General features: G+C 35.1%; 15 protein-coding genes. 7 read left to right on the top strand and 8 right to left on the bottom strand.

Annotation, left to right across the window (positions count from 1 at the left end):
• Positions 1–29 precede the first annotated feature (29 nt).
• Positions 30–410: a glycine cleavage system protein GcvH gene (gcvH, locus tag K4L44_17120; GenBank protein QZE14211.1), complete on the top strand. Its 381-nt coding sequence runs from the start codon at positions 30–32 to the stop codon at positions 408–410.
• Between the two features lie 133 nt (positions 411–543).
• On the opposite strand, the gene infB is transcribed toward gcvH, so the two are convergent.
• The 3 genes from infB to rimP all read right to left on the bottom strand — a co-directional run bounded on the left by infB (position 544) and on the right by rimP (position 5510).
• Positions 544–3660, bottom strand: coding sequence for a translation initiation factor IF-2 (infB, locus tag K4L44_17115; protein QZE14210.1), 3117 nt, complete (start codon positions 3658–3660; stop codon positions 544–546).
• A 137-nt stretch (positions 3661–3797) separates the two neighbouring features.
• Positions 3798–5033 carry a transcription termination factor NusA gene (nusA, locus tag K4L44_17110; protein QZE14209.1) on the bottom strand — a complete coding sequence of 412 codons (1236 nt, stop codon included), beginning with the start codon at positions 5031–5033 and terminating at the stop codon, positions 3798–3800.
• 12 nt (positions 5034–5045) lie between these two features.
• Positions 5046–5510, bottom strand: a complete 465-nt coding sequence (rimP, locus tag K4L44_17105) for a ribosome assembly cofactor RimP (GenBank protein QZE14208.1) — start codon at positions 5508–5510, stop codon at positions 5046–5048.
• 319 nt (positions 5511–5829) lie between these two features.
• Here rimP and lpxD point away from each other — a divergent pair, with 319 nt between their 5' ends.
• The 3 genes from lpxD to lpxA all read left to right on the top strand — a co-directional run bounded on the left by lpxD (position 5830) and on the right by lpxA (position 9325).
• Positions 5830–6867, top strand: a complete 1038-nt coding sequence (gene lpxD / locus K4L44_17100; GenBank protein QZE14207.1) for a UDP-3-O-(3-hydroxymyristoyl)glucosamine N-acyltransferase — start codon at positions 5830–5832, stop codon at positions 6865–6867.
• Between the two features lie 157 nt (positions 6868–7024).
• Entirely contained in the window at positions 7025–8413 is a 1389-nt protein-coding gene (locus K4L44_17095) for a bifunctional UDP-3-O-[3-hydroxymyristoyl] N-acetylglucosamine deacetylase/3-hydroxyacyl-ACP dehydratase (protein QZE14206.1), read from the top strand.
• A gap of 126 nt (positions 8414–8539) precedes the next feature.
• The gene (lpxA, locus tag K4L44_17090) at positions 8540–9325 is read left to right on the top strand and encodes an acyl-ACP--UDP-N-acetylglucosamine O-acyltransferase (GenBank protein QZE14205.1); all 786 of its coding nucleotides are present in this window, start codon (positions 8540–8542) and stop codon (positions 9323–9325) included.
• 126 nt (positions 9326–9451) lie between these two features.
• On the opposite strand, the gene aspS is transcribed toward lpxA, so the two are convergent.
• Positions 9452–11212, bottom strand: coding sequence for an aspartate--tRNA ligase (gene aspS, locus K4L44_17085; GenBank protein QZE14204.1), 1761 nt, complete (start codon positions 11210–11212; stop codon positions 9452–9454).
• A gap of 201 nt (positions 11213–11413) precedes the next feature.
• Positions 11414–13984: a hypothetical protein gene (locus tag K4L44_17080; protein QZE14203.1), complete on the bottom strand. Its 2571-nt coding sequence runs from the start codon at positions 13982–13984 to the stop codon at positions 11414–11416.
• A gap of 825 nt (positions 13985–14809) precedes the next feature.
• On the opposite strand from K4L44_17080, the gene K4L44_17075 reads away from it, so the two are divergent.
• Positions 14810–15085, top strand: a complete 276-nt coding sequence (locus tag K4L44_17075) for a hypothetical protein (GenBank protein ID QZE14202.1) — start codon at positions 14810–14812, stop codon at positions 15083–15085.
• Positions 15086–15933: 848 nt separating this feature from the next.
• Here K4L44_17075 and K4L44_17070 read toward each other — a convergent pair.
• The 3 genes from K4L44_17070 to K4L44_17060 all read right to left on the bottom strand — a co-directional run bounded on the left by K4L44_17070 (position 15934) and on the right by K4L44_17060 (position 17496).
• Positions 15934–17055 carry a sulfatase-like hydrolase/transferase gene (locus tag K4L44_17070; GenBank protein QZE14201.1) on the bottom strand — a complete coding sequence of 374 codons (1122 nt, stop codon included), beginning with the start codon at positions 17053–17055 and terminating at the stop codon, positions 15934–15936.
• Positions 16977–17267 (bottom strand): hypothetical protein, encoded by a 291-nt coding sequence (locus tag K4L44_17065; GenBank protein ID QZE14200.1) that lies wholly within the window; start codon positions 17265–17267, stop codon positions 16977–16979. Before K4L44_17065 ends, K4L44_17070 begins: the two co-directional genes overlap by 79 nt.
• Positions 17268–17334: 67 nt before the next feature.
• Positions 17335–17496 carry a hypothetical protein gene (locus K4L44_17060; protein QZE14199.1) on the bottom strand — a complete coding sequence of 54 codons (162 nt, stop codon included), beginning with the start codon at positions 17494–17496 and terminating at the stop codon, positions 17335–17337.
• Positions 17497–17675: 179 nt separating this feature from the next.
• On the opposite strand from K4L44_17060, the gene K4L44_17055 reads away from it, so the two are divergent.
• Both K4L44_17055 and K4L44_17050 read left to right on the top strand, forming a co-directional pair.
• Positions 17676–17939 (top strand): transposase, encoded by a 264-nt coding sequence (locus K4L44_17055; protein QZE14198.1) that lies wholly within the window; start codon positions 17676–17678, stop codon positions 17937–17939.
• 17 nt (positions 17940–17956) lie between these two features.
• Positions 17957–18850: an IS3 family transposase gene (locus K4L44_17050; GenBank protein ID QZE16028.1), complete on the top strand. Its 894-nt coding sequence runs from the start codon at positions 17957–17959 to the stop codon at positions 18848–18850.
• Positions 18851–19421 lie beyond the last annotated feature (571 nt).

Here is a 19421-nt window from a genome sequence, read left to right as displayed (position 1 = left end):
GAAGTTACAAAAAGATTAAAATTAAAGCTATGAATATTCCAGAAAATCTAAAGTATACCAAAGACCACGAATGGGTTAAGGTTGAAGGAAATATCGCAACTGTTGGGATCACGGACTTTGCTCAATCGGAACTAGGAGAAATTGTATATGTCGAAATTGAGACTGAAGATGAAGACCTAGATAAAGAAGAAGTTTTTGGTACTGTAGAAGCTGTTAAGACCGTTTCTGACCTATTTATGCCTATTACAGGGAAAGTAGTTGAAGTGAATGGTAATCTTGAAGATGCTCCAGAACTTGTAAATAATGACCCTTTTGAAGAAGGTTGGATGATCAAAATTGAAATCGCAGATACTACTGAACTTGAAGAACTCTTAGATGCAAAAGCATATTCAGATATTGTTAAAGACTAAAACTCTTTAGACTCAGCAAAAAGAGAGAGACTTAAATAAAATAGGTCTCTCTCTTTTTTTTATTCATATACAAACAAAAAGAAAGGCTGCCTAAATTAGACAGCCTTCTTTGTATTTCATTATATAGTACTAATTAAAGTTTCTTAGCAACTTCTACTAGCTCATATGCTTCAATAACATCGTCTACGCGAATGTCGTTGTACTTTTCAATACTTACACCACATTCGTAACCATGTGTTACCTCTTTCACATCGTCTTTGAAACGTTTCAACGCAGCCAATTCACCTGTATAAACCACGATACCGTCGCGAATTAAGCGGATCTTAGCATTTCTTGAAACTTTTCCTTCTCGAACGAAACAACCAGCAATTGTACCCACTTTAGAGATCTTGAATATTTCACGAACCTCCACTGTAGCAACAATTTCTTCTTTAATCTCAGGAGAAAGCATTCCTTCCATTGCAGCTTTAACCTCTTCGATCGCATCATAAATAATAGAGTAAAGACGAATATCAATCTCCTCTTTCTCAGCTAATTTACGTGCTCCAATAGAAGGTCTTACTTGGAAACCAACAACAATCGCATTCGATGCTGTTGCCAACATAACATCAGATTCAGAGATCTGACCAACAGCCTTATGGATAATATTAACCTGAATCTCTTCTGTTGAAAGCTTAATAAGTGAATCAGACAATGCCTCAATAGAACCATCCACATCACCCTTAACAATAACATTCAACTCTTGGAAGTTTCCAATAGCAATACGACGACCAATCTCATCAAGTGTGATATGTTTCTGAGTTCTCAATCCTTGCTCTCGTTGAAGCTGCTCTCGTTTATTTGCAATCTGACGTGCCTCACGTTCACTATCTAAACAGTTGAATTTATCACCTGCCTGTGGTGCACCATTCAGTCCCAATACTAATACTGGTTCAGAAGGACCTACACTCTTAACCTGTTGGTTACGCTCATTAAACATCGCTTTCACGTGTCCGTGGTAAGGACCAGCAAGAATAACATCTCCTACATGTAAAGTCCCTGACTCAACAAGCACAGTAGAAGTATATCCACGACCTCTATCTAATGATGATTCAACTACAGAACCGATAGCTCGTTTATCTGGATTAGCTTTCAAGTCTAGCATTTCTGATTCAAGTAAAACTTTATCTAGAAGTTCAGAAACCCCCAAACCAGTCTTTGCAGATATCTCTTGCGATTGATATTTTCCACCCCAATCTTCAACCATATAGTTAAGATTAGCCAATTCACTCTTTATACGTTCTGGATCCGCTGCGTCTCTATCGACTTTATTGATAGCAAATACAATCGGTACACCAGCAGCAGCAGCATGGTTTATCGCCTCGATTGTTTGTGGCATCACATTATCATCCGCCGCTACAATAATAATAGCAACATCAGTAACTTGAGCACCACGAGCACGCATCGCAGTAAAGGCCTCGTGACCTGGAGTATCTAAGAAAGTAATCTTACGTCCATCTTCTAGAGTTACATTATATGCACCAATGTGCTGAGTAATTCCTCCAGCCTCTCCAGCTATCACATTCGCCTTACGAACATAATCAAGAAGTGATGTCTTACCATGATCAACGTGACCCATTACAGTAATAATAGGAGGACGAACTAAAAGATCTTCATCTTTATCAACCTCTTCTGCAATTGCTTCTTGTACCTCAACAGAGATAAAATCAACTTTATAACCAAATTCTTCAGCAACGATACTTAAAGTTTCTGCATCTAAACGTTGGTTAATAGAAACCATTGTACCAAGGTTCATACAAGTTGCGATCACCTGTGTTGCGGTAACATCCATCATGGTTGCCAACTCACTAACAGAAACGAACTCAGTAACCTTTAATACTTTCTTATCTTGAGCAATTACTGCTTCTTCTTTAGCAACTTTCTCACTTGCAGCTTGTCTCTTATCACGACGGTGCTTTGCTCCTTTAGACTTACCTTTAGAAGTTAAACGTGCTAAAGTATCCTTAATTTGCTTTTGAACATCTTCTTCAGAAACCTCTTTTTTCACAATTGGTTTACGACCTTTTGTGTGTTTACGGTTGTTTGGTCTCTGACTATTGTTTCGGTTTTGACCACCTTGTTGACCACCTTGTTGACCACCACGGTTATTACGGTTATTATTTTGGCTATTATTTTGGTTCCCATCTTTATTATTCTGGTTCCCACCGTTTTGTCCTTGACCGCCTCTTTGACCATTTCTGCCTCGGTTATTACCTTGTCCTTTATTTGCAGAGTCGGTTCCTTTAGCATTAATGTCAACCTTCTCTTTTGGAAGGCGTTTTCTCTTCTTTTTATTTTTATCAGACTTAGAAGATTTGTCTGATTTCTTTTCTACAGGAAGTTCAATTTTCCCAACAACCTTAGGACCAGACAATTTCTGTCTCTCAGTGTGAAATACACTTTCTTCCTTTTTTTCAACAGGCTTGTTAGCTTGATCCTTTTTTCCGTTTTCTTTAGTCATTCTTTCGTTACTTTCCTCTTTAGGCTTATCTAAAGCTTTGTCCGTCTTATTCTTTTTATCTGATGATGAAGCTTCCTGAAGTGTCGATGATTCGACTTGCGGCTTTTTATTAACTGCAGTTTCGATGACACGTTGCTCATCAACAGCCTTTTCCTTTCGGACCTCAGGAGTATTTTCTTTTTTCTCCGTTTTTAATGGAGCTTTTTTCTTAGGTTTATCTTTAATTGGTTCAGAAAATTGTTTTTTATCCACAACCTCTTTCGCTGGTTTGGAAGTATCGGCAGATTTATCTTTTTCAGGCGTTTTTTTGTCTTTTGTAGACTTTTTCGAAGTAGAGAGGTCTATTTTTCCTAATACTTTTAATTTAGGCTTTGTTTGAACCTCTTCTTGAACCTTTTTTTCAGAAGATGAAGTGCCCTCTTTCTCCTCTTTTGGAGAAGAAACAACAGGTTCTGACACCTTCTCCTGCGTTGGAGCATCGGAAGGAGTATTGGGTACATCATCATTCGCAATAACAGAGTCCTTTGCCTTACGACTATTTGGTCTAAGAGCAACCTTCTCACTACGTTTCTTTAGATCGTGATCATTGCGGAACTCACTCTCTAACTCTTTAACCACAGAAGACTCTAATTTGGTGTTTGGATTACTTTTAATCTCAAACCCCTTTTTCTGTAAGAAATCAGTAATCGTACTGATCCCCACATTGAGTTCCTTGGCCACCTTACTTAATCTTTTTCCTTCTGAAACCATATAATGCTTTGATTTTTTTTCAAATAACAGTATGCTTAGTTACAGACCCTATACCTTTATACTTCCAACATTAACCAATAAATAAATGTTAAGAAGTGGGGCTTAGAACAAGCCCCAACCTAATATCTATGACATAATTATTCAAATTCCGATTGGAAAATATCAATTATTTCATCAACGGTCTCATCTTCTAGGTCTGTACGTTTAATTAATTCTTCACGACTTAAACGCAATACACTCTTGGCTGTATCACATCCAATCGATTTTAGTGAACCGATAATCCACTCATCAATTTCGTCTGAGAATTCGTCAATACTTACATCTTCGTCATCCTCTTCAGCTTCACGATACACATCAATCTCATAACCAGTCAATCGACTAGCCAAGCGGATATTTAAACCGCCTTTACCAATGGCAAGTGAAACTTGATCAGGACGCAAGAACACATCCGCTTTTTTAAATTCCTCGTTTATACGAATAGAAGTTACTTGTGCAGGATTAAGAGCTCTTTGGATATATAGTTGTACATTATTCGTGTAGTTTACTACATCAATGTTTTCATTCTTAAGCTCGCGTACAATTCCATGGATACGAGATCCTTTCATTCCAACACAAGCTCCAACTGGATCAATTCGTTCATCGTAAGATTCAACAGCAACTTTTGCTCTTTCTCCAGGAACACGCTCAATTTTCTTAATTATAATAAGACCATCGTAGATCTCTGGAACTTCTAATTCGAAAAGACGAGACAAGAAATCTGGTGAAGTACGAGAAAGCATAATCATAGGATTACTATTTCTCATCTCTACACTTGTCACGATTGCACGTACAGTATCTCCTTTTCTGAAAAAATCAGAAGGAATTTGTTCCGTCTTAGGCAAAAGCAACTCATTCTCTTCATCATCTAGAATAAGGATCTCACGCTTCCAAATTTGATAAACTTCACCAGTTACAATCTGTCCAATCTTAGACTTGTACTCGTTATAAATATTATCTTTCTCTAGCTCTAAAATACGTGCGGCTAAATTCTGTCTTAAGTTCAAAATCGAACGACGTCCAAAATCCTTAAAGCTTACTTCATCGGTCACATCTTCACCTAACTCATAATCAGAATCAATCTTTTTTGCTTCTGAAAGAGAAATCTGAAGATTTGGGTCCTCTAAATCTTCATCTTTTACGACTTCACGATTTCTAAATATCTCTAGATCACCTTTATCAGGGTTTATAATCACATCAAAATTCTCATCGGTCCCAAATTGTTTCTGTAGAACGCTTCTAAAAACATCCTCCAAAACACTCATCATGGTCGCACGATCAATATTTTTCAACTCCTTAAACTCCGAGAAAGTATCAATCAAATTAAGGTTATCCATTGCCTCTGATTTTTATTTGAATGAAACTACAACTTTCGCTGTCTTTATATCCGTATAGAAAAGAGTATGTTGTGTTGTCACCACAATCTTCTTCTTTTTACCTTCTACACGTTCTTTTTTACTTACTTCTAAAACAAACTTCTCTTGATCAGCCTCTTTTAAAACACCAACAAGTTTATCTCCTAAAGAGGTTACCAAATCAAGCTCTCTATCAATATTTTTTTCATATTGACGAGGTAGTTTCAATGGTTCTCCAACCCCTGCAGAATAAACAGTTAGCTCGAAATCTTCCGCTTCACGATCTAGGTTGTGTTCCACCTGACGACTTATTTCGATACAAGTATCCACATTTACACTTGAGTCACTATCAATTACGACAGTGATTACATTTGAAGACGACACAGTTAGATCAACCAAAAAAAGATCTCCAACCAACTTCTCTTCTAATAACTTATATACGGTATCTTTACTTATCATTTCAATATGGCTTAACAAAATAGGGGACTTTGTGTCCCCCAGCTGTACATCTCGCTCAATTCTGCCACAAAAATATAAAAAAACAAAATTGATTACAAATACATTAGCCCTTAAAAAATATTTACTTTCTATTTTCAGCTTACATGTTTTGATTCAACTAAATTGTGTCAAATAAAGTTCTATAATCTAAATAATAGTACAATTAAAGTCGATTAAATAAACTATTCTTACATTTGTGCTCTGAAGATCACTATTTTTTAATTCAAATTATTGTTATCTTCTTTAAGAATGACGAAATTCACAAAAACGTTATAATATTATGAAATTCACTGCTCAAGATATAGCTACTATCATAGATGGTACAGTGGATGGTGACAAAAATACTATCATCAAAAACGTATCAAAGATTGATGATAGTGCACCTGAAACATTGGCTTTTCTTGCCAATACAAATTACACCCACCATATCTATACAACCCAAGCTTCTGTTGTGCTTGTAAAAAATGATTTTACTCCAGATAAACCCCTTCAGTGTACTCTTATTAGAGTAAAAGATCCTTATACTGCAATTGCTACGCTACTAAATGCATATGCAGAAATGCAACCTCAGAAAGTCGGAATTGAGAATCCTAGTTACATGGCTAAAAGTGCAACTATCGGAGACGATATTTATCTTGGTGCCTTTGCATATATCGGAGAAAATGTAACTATTGGAAACAATGTTAAAATCTATCCGAACACTTATATCGGTGATAATACAGTCATTGGTGATAATTGCATTATTTATGCAGGGGTAAAAGTATATCCACAATCTCATATTGGTCAAAACTGTATTATTCATGCAGGTGCTGTTTTAGGGTCTGATGGATTTGGTTTTGCACCAACTAAAGATGGTTCTTATAAAAAGATTGCACAAATTGGTAACGTAAAACTAGAAGACAATGTAGAGATTGGAGCCAATACTACCATAGATTGTGCAACAATGGGATCTACTGTCATCAAGCAAGGTGTGAAGCTTGATAACTTAGTACAAATTGCACACAATGTCGTTATCGGAGAGAATACAGTAATAGCTTCTCAATCAGGAGTAGCAGGATCAACTAAAGTTGGTAGTAATTGCATATTCGCAGGACAAGTAGGGGTAGCTGGTCACTTAAAAATAGGAAACCATACGACACTTGCTGCACAAGCGGGTATCATGTCTGATGTGGATGAGAATCAAACACTTTTTGGAACTCCTGCAATGGATGTTAAACAAGCTTTCCGTATTGAGGCAGTTAAACGTAAACTACCTGACTTAAGACGCGACTTAAATAGTTTGTCTAAAAAAATAAAATCTCTTGATTTAGATTTATAAATCGCACATAAAATCTATCCTTGTTGACCTGAACTTTAACAGGAGAGGGTGTTGATAATATAATGAACTCTAAATCGATTCATAATCGATATTATCATAATATATCAACAAAGAGATATTAATCATTTAATGGATATTAATCTTATTGAATAAAATAATGAGTGATATACAAAAAACCATTTTAGAAACAGTTTCTATTTCTGGGAAAGGCCTACACACAGGTGCCAATGTAACAATGACATTTCTACCTGCACCAGAAAATCATGGCTTTAAATTTAAGCGTACTGATATTGAAGGCCACCCAATACTAGATTGTGATCTATCCCTCGTAACAGACACATCTAGAGGTACCGTTTTACAAATGGGAGATATTAGAATATCGACCATTGAACACACTATGGCTGCTCTTATTGCATCGGACCTTGACAATATTCTAATCGAACTTGATGGCCCCGAAGCTCCTATAATGGACGGAAGTTCTATAAAGATAATGGAAGCCCTAAAAAAGGCTGGTCTAAAAGAACAAAAATCAAAAAGAGAATATTTTGTTGTAAAAGAAAAGATCACTTATTCTGATCCTGAAAAAGGTGTTGAGATTATTGCACTTCCGGATGATGACTTTAGAGCAAATGTACTTATATCATTCGATTCTATTGTTCTTGGAAATCAATTCGCATCTCTTGACAATATCAAAGACTTTGAGAAGGAAATTGCACCCTGTCGAACTTTTGTTTTTGTTAGAGAATTAGAAATGCTACTTCAGCATAATCTTGTTAAAGGAGGCGATCTAGATAATGCGATTGTAATCATGGATCAAAAGATGGATCAAAAAGACCTTGATCGACTTGCCTCTCTTTTTAACCAAGATAATATTCAAGCTGATAAAATTGGCATATTAAATAACATCAACCTTCACTTCAACAACGAACCTGCAAGACACAAACTACTGGATATTATTGGTGACCTTGCTCTAGTTGGAAAACGAATCAAAGGGAGAATCATTGCTACCAGACCAGGACACCATGCTAACACTGAGTTTGGAAAGATTATAAAAAAAGCAATATGTAAAGAGGAGCAAAAAAACAAAGTTCCGCAATATAACCCGAAAGCAAAGCCTCTTTTTGATATTAATGATATCAAGAACATGCTCCCTCATCGCTACCCTTTTCTTCTTATTGATAAAATCATTGAAAAGAAAGACAATTACATTGTTGGAGTAAAAAATGTTACGGTTAATGAACCTTTTTTTCAAGGACACTTCCCTGAAGAGCCAGTAATGCCTGGTGTTCTTCTTGTCGAGGCCATGGGACAATGTGGTGGCATATATGTTTTATCGGACAATCCTGATAAAAACTATGGCACTTACTTCATGAAAATGGATAATATTAAGTTCCGAAAAAAAGTTATTCCTGGCGACACAGTAATTTTCAAACTCGAATTACTTGGTGGTATCAGACGAGGTGTAGCTCATATGAAAGGATATGCTTACGTTGGTGATACACTCGTAGCTGAAGGTGGTTTTATGGCTCAAATTGTAGAACAGTAATAAGCTATAAAAAAGATCAATTATTCTCTATGTCATACACATAGTTCTTAATTGATCTTTTTTTTTAACTTTGTGCGTAATTAAACTATTTGCTCTTATTTTTTAAGACTTAAATAATTATCTCGAATGAAAGAATCGTTAGCATACATTCATCCTGACGCAAAAATTGGACAGAATGTAACCATCGAACCTTTTGCATCCATCTTTAATGACGTTGAAATTGGAGATGGAACTCATATTAGTTCGAATGTAACTATTCTTCCTGGTACTCGTATCGGTAAGAACTGTAAAATACACTCTGGGGCTGTTATCGGAGGCGACCCTCAAGATTTAAAATATAAAGGAGAATATACAACTGTTGAAATTGGTGACAATAACACAATACGTGAATTTGTAACAATCAACAAAGGTACTTCTGCTGCAATGAAAACTGTGGTAGGAAACAACTGTTTAATCATGGCATATTCTCATATTGCTCACGACTGTATTGTTGGAAACCATGTAATTTTAGCAAACTGTACTCAACTTGCAGGAGAGGTTATTGTAAGTGATTGGGCAATATTAGGAGGAGGAACTTTAGTTCATCAATTCTGTCATATCGGCGAACATGTGATGGTAAGTGGAGGTTCTCATGTTTCTAAAGACATACCGCCTTTCGTAAAAGCAGGTAGAGATCCTTTATCTTTTGTCGGAGTAAACTCTATTGGACTTCGAAGAAGACAGTTTACGAATGATAAAATTAGAGAGGTTCAAGATATCTTCCGTTTCTTATATCAGAAAGGGTACAATAACAAGCAAGCTCTTGAAATAATTGCAACTGAAGTGCCTCAATCTAAAGAGCGCGACATGATTATTGAGTTTGTGAAAAACTCTCATAGGGGAGTAATTAAAGGTTATTATTCTGAAAAATAATCTCAATAATAACATTATTAAGAGAGGGCTATCTTATAATAAGATAGCCCTCTTTTTTTTTGTTAAATGAAAGAAGGGTTTTGTAAAAAAAAACCTTCTTTTATATTCTATTTTCAAACTTCGTACTTACTCTTTGTCAGCCTTTACAGTTGACTCAAGTTGAAGTTCTTCTAATTGGCTCTTATCTACCATAGATGGTGAATCAATCATCACATCGCGTCCTGAGTTGTTTTTTGGAAATGCAATCACATCACGGATAGTATCTAGGCCAGCAAACATCGATACTAGTCGATCAAAACCAAAAGCTATACCAGCATGAGGTGGTGCACCATATTTAAATGCATCCATCAAGAATCCAAATTGAGACTGAGCCTCTTCATGAGTAAACCCTAATAGATCAAACATCTTACTTTGAAGATCCTTATCAAAAATACGAACAGATCCTCCTCCGATTTCAACTCCATTGATAACCAAATCGTAAGCATTTGCTCTAACAGCACCAGGATCAGACTCGATCAAATCAAAATCTTCTTTCTTCGGAGAAGTAAATGGATGGTGCATTGCATGGAATCGTCCTGACTCTTCATTCCATTCAAGAAGAGGAAAATCAACAACCCATAAAGGTTTGAAAGTCTCTTTATCCATTAAACCTTCCTGACGTGCAACTTCTAAACGAAGTTCTCCTAGTGCATTCAATGTGTGTGATTTATCACCTGAAAGAACAAGAATCAAATCACCTACTTTAGCACCAGTCGTTTCAACCCAACGCTTTAGTTGTTCATTATCATAAAACTTATCGACAGAAGACTTTAATGATCCATCCTCATTACACTTAACATAGACCATTCCCTTCGCACCAACTTGAGGACGCTTTACATAGTCAGTAAGTTTATCTAATTTTTTACGAGTAAAGGTAGCGGCTCCTTTTACAACAATACCTCCAATATACTCTGCTTCATCAAACACCTTAAAGTCCTGTCCCTGAACTGTCGAAGTAAGCTCTTCAATCAACATTTCAAAACGAATATCTGGCTTATCCGATCCATATTTACTCATTGCTGTAGCATAAGGCATACGTGCAAATACTCCTGGATCAATTCCTTTTATTTGCTTAAACAGGTCACGAGTCATTCCCTCAAAAAGATTCAAGATATCTTCTTGTTCAACAAAAGACATTTCACAGTCAATCTGGGTAAACTCGGGTTGGCGATCAGCACGCAAATCCTCATCACGGAAACACTTTACGATTTGATAATAACGATCAAATCCTGAAACCATCAACAACTGTTTAAAAACCTGAGGACTCTGAGGAAGAGCATAGAACTGTCCTTCGTTCATACGAGAAGGAACGATAAAATCACGTGCGCCTTCTGGAGTTGATTTAATCAAAACAGGAGTTTCTGTTTCAATAAAATCCATATCATTAAGATAAGAACGAACAGCGTGCGCCATTTTTGAACGAAGCACCAAATTCTCACGTACAGGACTACGTCTCAAATCAAGGTAACGATATTTCATACGAATCTCATCTCCTCCATCTGTTTCGTCTTCAATTGTAAAAGGAGGAAGATCCGCTTTGTTTAAGATCTTCACATCAGTAAGAGAGATCTCTATACCACCTGTTGCAATCTTATCATTCTTGCTCGAACGTTCTCGAACTACTCCTGTTGCTTGAACTACAAACTCTCTACCAAGTTGGTTTACAGCATCACGAATAGAAGCATCACTAGTCTCATCAACTACCAATTGTGTTATCCCATAGCGATCTCGTAGATCAACGAAACTCATTGCTCCTAAATCACGTACACGTTGTACCCAACCACTGAGGGTTACTTCTTGGTCTACATTGGCAAGTCGTAACTCACCACAAGTATGTGTTCTATACATCGTTATCTATTATTTTACATTTCAAAACACAAAAATAAAAAGAAAAATGGGATAAGGAGAGCAAACATTTATTTCTTTTCGATCGAAAATGAAACATATTCCCATATTTCTCAATTTACAGTAAGAATCTGAAACTCGTCACATAAATACAAGAGAAGAGATCCTTATAAAACGCATCTTTTATCTTGTATTTATTTCACACTAATAAACCTCTATCTCGTCAATAAAGGTCCAAGCTTTACTTCCTTTAAAAAGAAAACCTTCAGGTATAATATGAGTCGTTTCAACCACATATTTTATATACCTTGTTTTGGTTTTTAAAGGACATAATACAACCACTTTATTTACATTTTTTCCTGGCTTACTCGATTCAATACTTGTCTCCGAAATTTGCTTAAAATGCTTCCCATCTAATGATCCGAATACTTTAATCTGTTTTGGTAGATGGATTCCATCATTTACATCATCTAGGAAATTAAAACGGATCTGTTCTAATTCGTTAGATCCACAAAGATCAATAACCCCAGCGAGGTCTATTCCTTCATACCCCTGCCAATTCTTATCAAAATAAGAAGGTGTTGCAAACTTTCCATCAATCAGAGTCTTTCCTTTAGAAAGACCTGGGTATTTGTCTGAAGCGGGCACATTTAATTTTAAATTTCCTTTCATTCCGAGATGATTTAAAATCATCTTAGAAGAGTAATTAAGAACTTTACCTTTCACCTCCAACTTTGCCTCTATCAGCGTAGTTTTATTTACTTTTATTGGCAAACGATATTTTCTCCATCTACTCTTATGTCCCATAATAGTCGTACGATAGAGCAGTGTACCTTCTCCATGTTTTTTCAATACAACAAGAGAAGTATTATCACTTCCTTTCTTCTCCATAATGAAAGGATCGTAATACATCTCAATATTATCAACCCAACAACGTCCATGAACCTTAGAGATGATCCCTATGGAAATTTGAGAAGAATTATCTTTTGTTGAAAATTGATAATCATATCTTTTCCACTCTGGGGTTAGAATAAAAGGAATCTTCTTGTCAATTCCTTTAAGTTCAATAAAAAGAGTATCTGTAGACAATGTTTCTGACTTTGCACAAAATGAAAGATGATAACCTTGGTTAGGTGACACCAAAGTACGATAAAAAGAAAGACCCATTTCAGAATCACTTCCATTATTAAAGAAACACAAAGAATAGTGTCCTTCATAATAAGATGTAGCATCTAAAAAGTATCTACTTCCATCAAAACTACTATTTCTTGCATAACATGAAGATGGGGTTGAAGCACTACTAAACTCCTCAAAATCTCCAAATGAAAGTAAATTATTACTTTTATCTTTAGGTTCATATATTTTATATACCCTTACTCCTAAAGCGTCAATCATATCTGAAACATAGGCATTATTAAATGGAAGTGTCCTATTTTCAAACATTACTTCCACTTTCTCCTCTCTACAACTTGAAGGCAATGCCACATTAAAATTCATTGGCTTATTCGACTTATTAACAACAATCAATAAACCTGAATCATCACGTCTCCAATAAGAGGCTAAAATATCAGAGTTTTCCGTTGTCAGCTCCTGTCTCATTGCTCGACTATTTAACCATGGCATTAGCATCTGTATCTCATTGACAACCTTTACATAGCCATTCCATGAGGTAATCGACTTTGGAAACTCATTAACCCCCTTCTTAATAAATGCTTGTAACCCCATTGCTCCTTGCTGAATAGCACTATAACACATGGCTCTAATCTCTTGTTCGGTTGGCTCTCTTTCCCAAAATTCGCCCCCACCGAAGGTCTGTGGAACATACCAAACGCCTTTTCTATACTCAAACTGGTTCATTAATACATTCACACTTTGAGGAATTTCATCAATAGGACCTGGAATAGGATATGGGTCCGTCATGGCAATATCCATTGAAGTATCAAATTCTGATGCTCTTGAGGGAGTCATAAAAACCATTGTAATTGGATGATATGGATCCAGTGTGTGAATAAGATTGTAAGCTTTCTCTAAATATCTAGGATCTCGTCCTTGACCTACAGGTTCGTCTGAAAGATACCAAGAAAGAAGTGCGGGATGATCTTTCATTCGTAAAACCTCTTCTTGTAATAATTCCAAATTTGATTTTCCAGTCTCTTTGTCTAAATCTTTTTTTGTGTCAATATTTCCTTCATTCACAATCGAATTCACAGCATAATTAACTTTCAATCCTAGTTGATGACAAAGATCCATATATGCTTTTCTCGACTCGAAATTATTCTTTTTCAGATTCTGATAAGGCCCGACCATATTAAAACCATGGTACACTTCCCTTTTTATAACCTGATCCATTGGAAGACGCGTATAAAATCCAAGAGGATAAAAAGGGCGTCGATCTACGATTAAACCACCACTTAACTTATCGAGCTTCACCTCATTTATCTGACTATGCAAAATAGAAAAACGACAACTTGCAACTGCTTGGTCCTTGACCATTAGAACAACATTATGATCTCCCATATCTAATTTATCTATCGAAATAGATAATAACGACACCTTCGGAGTCAACCTGCGAATAGAAAAATAGTGTTTAATGTCATCCACTCTCAATTCTGTATTGGACAGAGAAAAATCTACAGGATCATGATATATAAATGATATTTCATCTTCATAAGAATAGTAACTGAAACGACTCTCTAAGAAAGCATTTTGTGCTTCCACATGGACTTCACTTAATAGGATACACAAAAAGACAAATAACGAATATATGTAACGCATAAAATAATAAAATTTTAAAAATCTAAATACTATAAATCATTTGACTTCCAATAAATTGGAATTAATAAAACATAATTAATACATTTTCATATAAAATCTAAACCTAATCACTTATTTATTCTTATGAATCTAAACTAACAAATAATATCCATCAGAAAATAAACATCATAGATACTGTAAAACAGACAATTAAGACACACACATAATGACTACCCATATTTATCTAATTTATTTTATCAAAAAAAATAATCCTAATGAGATATACAATACTCCATTACACTATTGAGCCGACTTTCCAAATGAAAAAAGATTGGCCCGATCATAAGTAAGAATGTTATGTAATAATTATAATATCAAATTTACAAAATTAGTTACTGATACATGGAAACAACTAGATATTATAACCATAGAAACCACACATTCATTTGACAAAAACAAAATACGGAAAATTGCAAAATTATCTTTTTGTTCTATATATTAATCAAAACATGTAATAATCATCCATACGAACCAAACTAGTTCGAATCTAACTATTATCTCTGATCTCAATTATCCTTGAATGACATATATTTTTTTCACTCTAATGATGATTAATATTGCAAAGGAGTATTCTAAGACACATAATCAAGAGAACCTTACTAATCTTGATCCCATTTCTTGGAAAATTTCTAATCTATATGAAATTGCAACATCAGACTGCCAGAATCGAGATAGAACCAATGTAAGTATAAGAAATAAACATATTTTTCAAAAAGCCCTTAGATTAAACATGCTAAAAGAAATGTAGAGAAAGTAGAAGAACCAAGCTCTGCCAGATAATACCAAATGAATATTTCGTTACGATATAAGAAGCTATTCAAACAGCAAGGAGAGAATGTCCAATCTATTATAAATGAAAGTACGACAGAATTAAATAAGTATTATAAGAAAGAGATGCTCCTCTTAATTGTATTGGATCTTTCATATGATATGTGGCATTCATATAAAAGTGTCAAGAATATCTCCTCTCTTTCAAGAATTACAGTGGCTCTTGTAAAAGATATAATCCCATTACACACACTAAATCTTAAGGAAGGGGAGAGACGTTTTTATTGCGATTAATCAATAAAACGCCCAAGAAAATAACTACTGAGAATATTTGAGTATAAAGGATTCAGTTTATTCATTCCAAACGAGCCTATTCAATGTTTTTGCAAAATAGTCAACTCTATTCTGCGAGATATTCTCATTACCAAGAAAGAGTAATTAAAGAATAAAAAAAACTCTTACCTGTAGATGTCTGTCCCCCAACAGGCATCTCAAGTAAGAGTATTTGGAATAACAACAAATGTAATCCACGCAACTATAAATAAACGAACTAAACTAACAATCTAACTAAAATTCAGAAATATCGAACAATGGATATATCTGAAATAACAAACAAAACGAAAGAACTTATATTATTACGATAAAGCCTTTAAATTTATTACACTACAAATATAGAAACCAAATAGGTTAATTGTTTCTTCAAGCAATGAATTGGGACTCGTTTATTAAAATTAGTACTCAAATTGAATCCTTCTAGTCAACTAATTACTTCGATCAAGTATCTTTAATAATCTAGACGATAGTATGACAACATAATTCACAAAAATGATTCTTAATGTCTTATTATATAAGATCATCGATATAAATAATCCATGCCCATAGCAACAAGATCACACAAAACACTGATTAACTGAATATTAGTTCGCCTTAAATATTAAAATTGTCATACCGTTGTTCTATACTACATTATTATGACTCTATTTAAGTCTTTGAGAATAAAGACAATTTAATATCAAAGTTTTTTGAAACAATACCTATATGATATTATTCGATTAAAGAATGTAGTATCATTTTATAAAAAGATTATTCTGAACAAATTAGTCCATTTATAATAAAGAAAGAGAGGTAAGTTTTAGGCTCAACTAAGAGTGTTTCGTTCTTTTTTCGGACTTCTTTTTCTTGGGACCATAATTGTAATTAGGCTTCTTCATTATTCCCTCCTTTTTAGACCAAGGGATATTTCTATCAAAAAGAATGGAATACTGCTCATAATTATGTCCTGCAATAGATCTACCCTTCCACTTTTTGACTTCACTATCATAAATCATTCTCATTTTTGTTAGCTGTTTCTTGCTACTACCCACACCAGCAATATTATGCATCTCATAGGGATCTTTGGATAAATCAAACAACTCTTCAACGGGTGCCATGTCTTTGCCATAAAACCAATATATATATTTAAAACCATCGGCTACAACACTTAAACTATGTGTTGGGTTTTCTCCCCATACCTGAATTAGAATTTCATGATTCTTCACCGCTCTCTTAGGATTATCAAATAATCTAGTCAAACTTTTACCATCCATATTAGGTGGGATATGTACTCCTGCTAGATTCAAAATAGTTGGCGCTATATCAACATTTGAAACCAAAGAACTACAACTATTGCGATTACCTTTAGCTGTAGGATCGTAAACTAACAAAGGAGCACGTGACCCCTCCTCATAAGTTAAGACCTTACCACCAAAACCATGAGCTCCACAATGATACCCATTATCAGAGGTAAAAATAACAATTGTATTATCATCCAAGCCCTGACGCTTTAACTGAGATAAAATCATTCCAACAGCACTATCAACACCATAAATTTGTTGATAGTAGATAGCAAGTTTCGCATCATATTTTTCTGGTGCCCAGGTATCACATATGGTAGTGTATTGACGACCCAATTTAGATTGTTTGGCTAGATGAGTACCATTTTCTCTCCAGTAATTCTCTTTTCTAGTAAATTTAACTCCCTTATATACCTCATCATACTTTTTATCAGGTCTCATAGGGCCATGAGGCGCTTTGAAACTAATAGACAAACAAAAAGGTTCTTCTTTATCTCCATATTCTTTAAGAAAGTCAATTGCTGCTGCTCCCAAAGCTCCAGGCACATGAGGATATTCCGATGCATACTCTTTCATATACTTATTTTTAATAGTAGCATAATCACCTTGACCAGGCCAGCCTCTCCACCAATCAAACTTATCGATAGGCAAATCTTCATAAGTATGATAAGAACATCCTTTAGCTGCCTTACCTTTTTTATAGCATATCCAAATTTACCAGCAAATCCTACTTTGTAACCTGCTCCTTTTAATAGCATAGGATATGAAAGTTCAAATTTATCAGGTGTCATTGCACCATGAGAGAAATTACAACCAGTTTTATTCTCATACATACCAGTCATTAGTGTCGCCCTCGATGCCATACAGATTGCAGTAGTATTATAATACTGAGTAAAGATAATCCTTTCCTATCTTATCAATATTGGGAGTCTAGATTTCACTATTCCCCATACAACCTAAAGCATCATACCTTTGATCATCTGTTAATAGGAAAATAATATTTGGCCTAGATTTTGGGGCTTTCTTTTTAGCGATAGTAGATCCTGCACTCAATAAAGATGCAAAAATCAATACTGAAATTTTAGTGTTCATAAATGTTATGTTATTACAGTAAATAGTTACGATTAGAGTTGAATATAAATTCAAAACGAACCGAAATAAAACTAATCTATTCAACGTCTATCACATAACATTTTTATTACAGTGGATGTGGTATATTTGTACGGATAGCAGGTTAAACCCCTATTACAGAAAAATAATAAATTTGTATTATGGGAATACGAAAAAGAAAGAGTTACGAAAGAGAGTTCAAGATGATGATTGTTAATCTTGTAGATAGCGGTAGAGATGCTCGTTCAGTTGCTGAAGAGAACGACATCGATGCTCATATGGTACGACGCTGGGTTCGTGAGTTTCGTACATATGAAAAAAACTCATTTCAGGGTAATGGCAATCTAGTTCAGACAGACGAAGAAGCAAGAATCTCACAACTTGAAAAAGAGCTGAAGCAAGTTCGTATGGAACGAGATATCTAAAAAAAAGCCATCAACATATTCTCCAAGAGCGACAGCTAACTTATGAGTTCGTATCAGATAATAGTACGATGTTTTCTGTCGAGAGTATGTGTAAAACACTAGACTTAAGTAGCTCAGCTTATTATGAATGGAAAAAAGATATACCATCCCAAAGAAAAATAGCATGGGAGAAGGATACAAAGCTCGTGTTGAAAGAGTATAATGAATCGAAACGTCGTTACGGTAGCCATAAGATTACAGCAGTACCTAATCAAAATGGTGTCACTACATCAAGAAACCGTATTGCTCGGATAATGAAACGAAATGGTATAAAAAGTTGTATTTGTAAAAGTTACAAACCCCAAACGACTAGGTCAGACCATGGTAAACGAGTTGCATTAAATCATCTTAATCGAGAATTCAAGACTAACGAACCATGTAAAGTTTGGGTATCTGATCTTACATATGTTCCAACAGAGCAAGGTTGGCTATACCTTACTACAATAATAGATCTCTTTGACCACTCTATTGTTGGGTGGTCAATGTCTGAAGACATGACGGCAGAAAACACTGTAATGAAGGCTTGGAAAATGGCCAAACGCAATCGTAAACCTAAGGCCGAAATGCTATTTCACTCTGATCAAGGGGTGCAATATGTAGCTGAAGAATTAAAAAAAGAATTTAGAAAGGCGAATGTAATTCAAAGTGTGAGTAGAAAAGGAAACTGCTGGGATAATGCAGTAGCTGAAAATTTCTTTAAGATAATTAAATCTGAAATGATTGATCATAGACACTATTACTCTAGATTTCAGGCAAAGACAGAAATATTTCATTTTATTGAGGTTTGGTATAACAGGAAAAGAATACACTCAAAATTGGGATACAGATCGCCATTGGAATTTATGGAATTATATAATCAATGTGCGGCTTAACTTTTTGTCCGGTAAAAAGTTGCATATCCAAAACCCCTTTTATTAAAAGGGAGGCAACCTACTATCGCCCATCTCTGCAGTAGCCTCAGCGCGATAGGACTTAACTTCTCTGTTACCAAAGGGCATTAAATTCGGGAAGAGGTCCCTCTTGCCAATATTAGAAGATACATCTCTTTATTTCTAAACGATAGCATAGTTATATTTCAGAAAAGTATAGACACAAAAAAGCTGACTCTTTAGAAGAAGCCCCTTTTATTAAAAGGGCGGCGACCTACTCTCCCACATCTCTGCAGTAGCCTCAGCGCGATAGGGCTTAACTTCTCTGTTCCCAAAGGGCATTAAATTCGGGAAGAGGTCCCTCTTTCCAATATTAGAAGATACATCTCTTTATTTCTAAACGATAGCATAGTTATATTTCAGAAAAGTATAGACACAAAAAAGCTGACTCTTTAGAAGAAGCCCCTTTTATTAAAAGGGCGGCGACCTACTCTTGTAAGAGGTAACTTTACTTCATCAAATTTTCGTAAAAGCTATTCACCAGTTGTATATAAATAAAAAAGCCTCGATCTTT

It is taken from the genome of Prolixibacteraceae bacterium (assembly GCA_019720755.1).
GTDB lineage: Bacteria > Bacteroidota > Bacteroidia > Bacteroidales > Prolixibacteraceae > Halosquirtibacter > Halosquirtibacter laminarini.
Note: the sequence above shows the minus strand (reverse complement) of the source record. Positions and strands in the feature narration are given on the sequence as shown.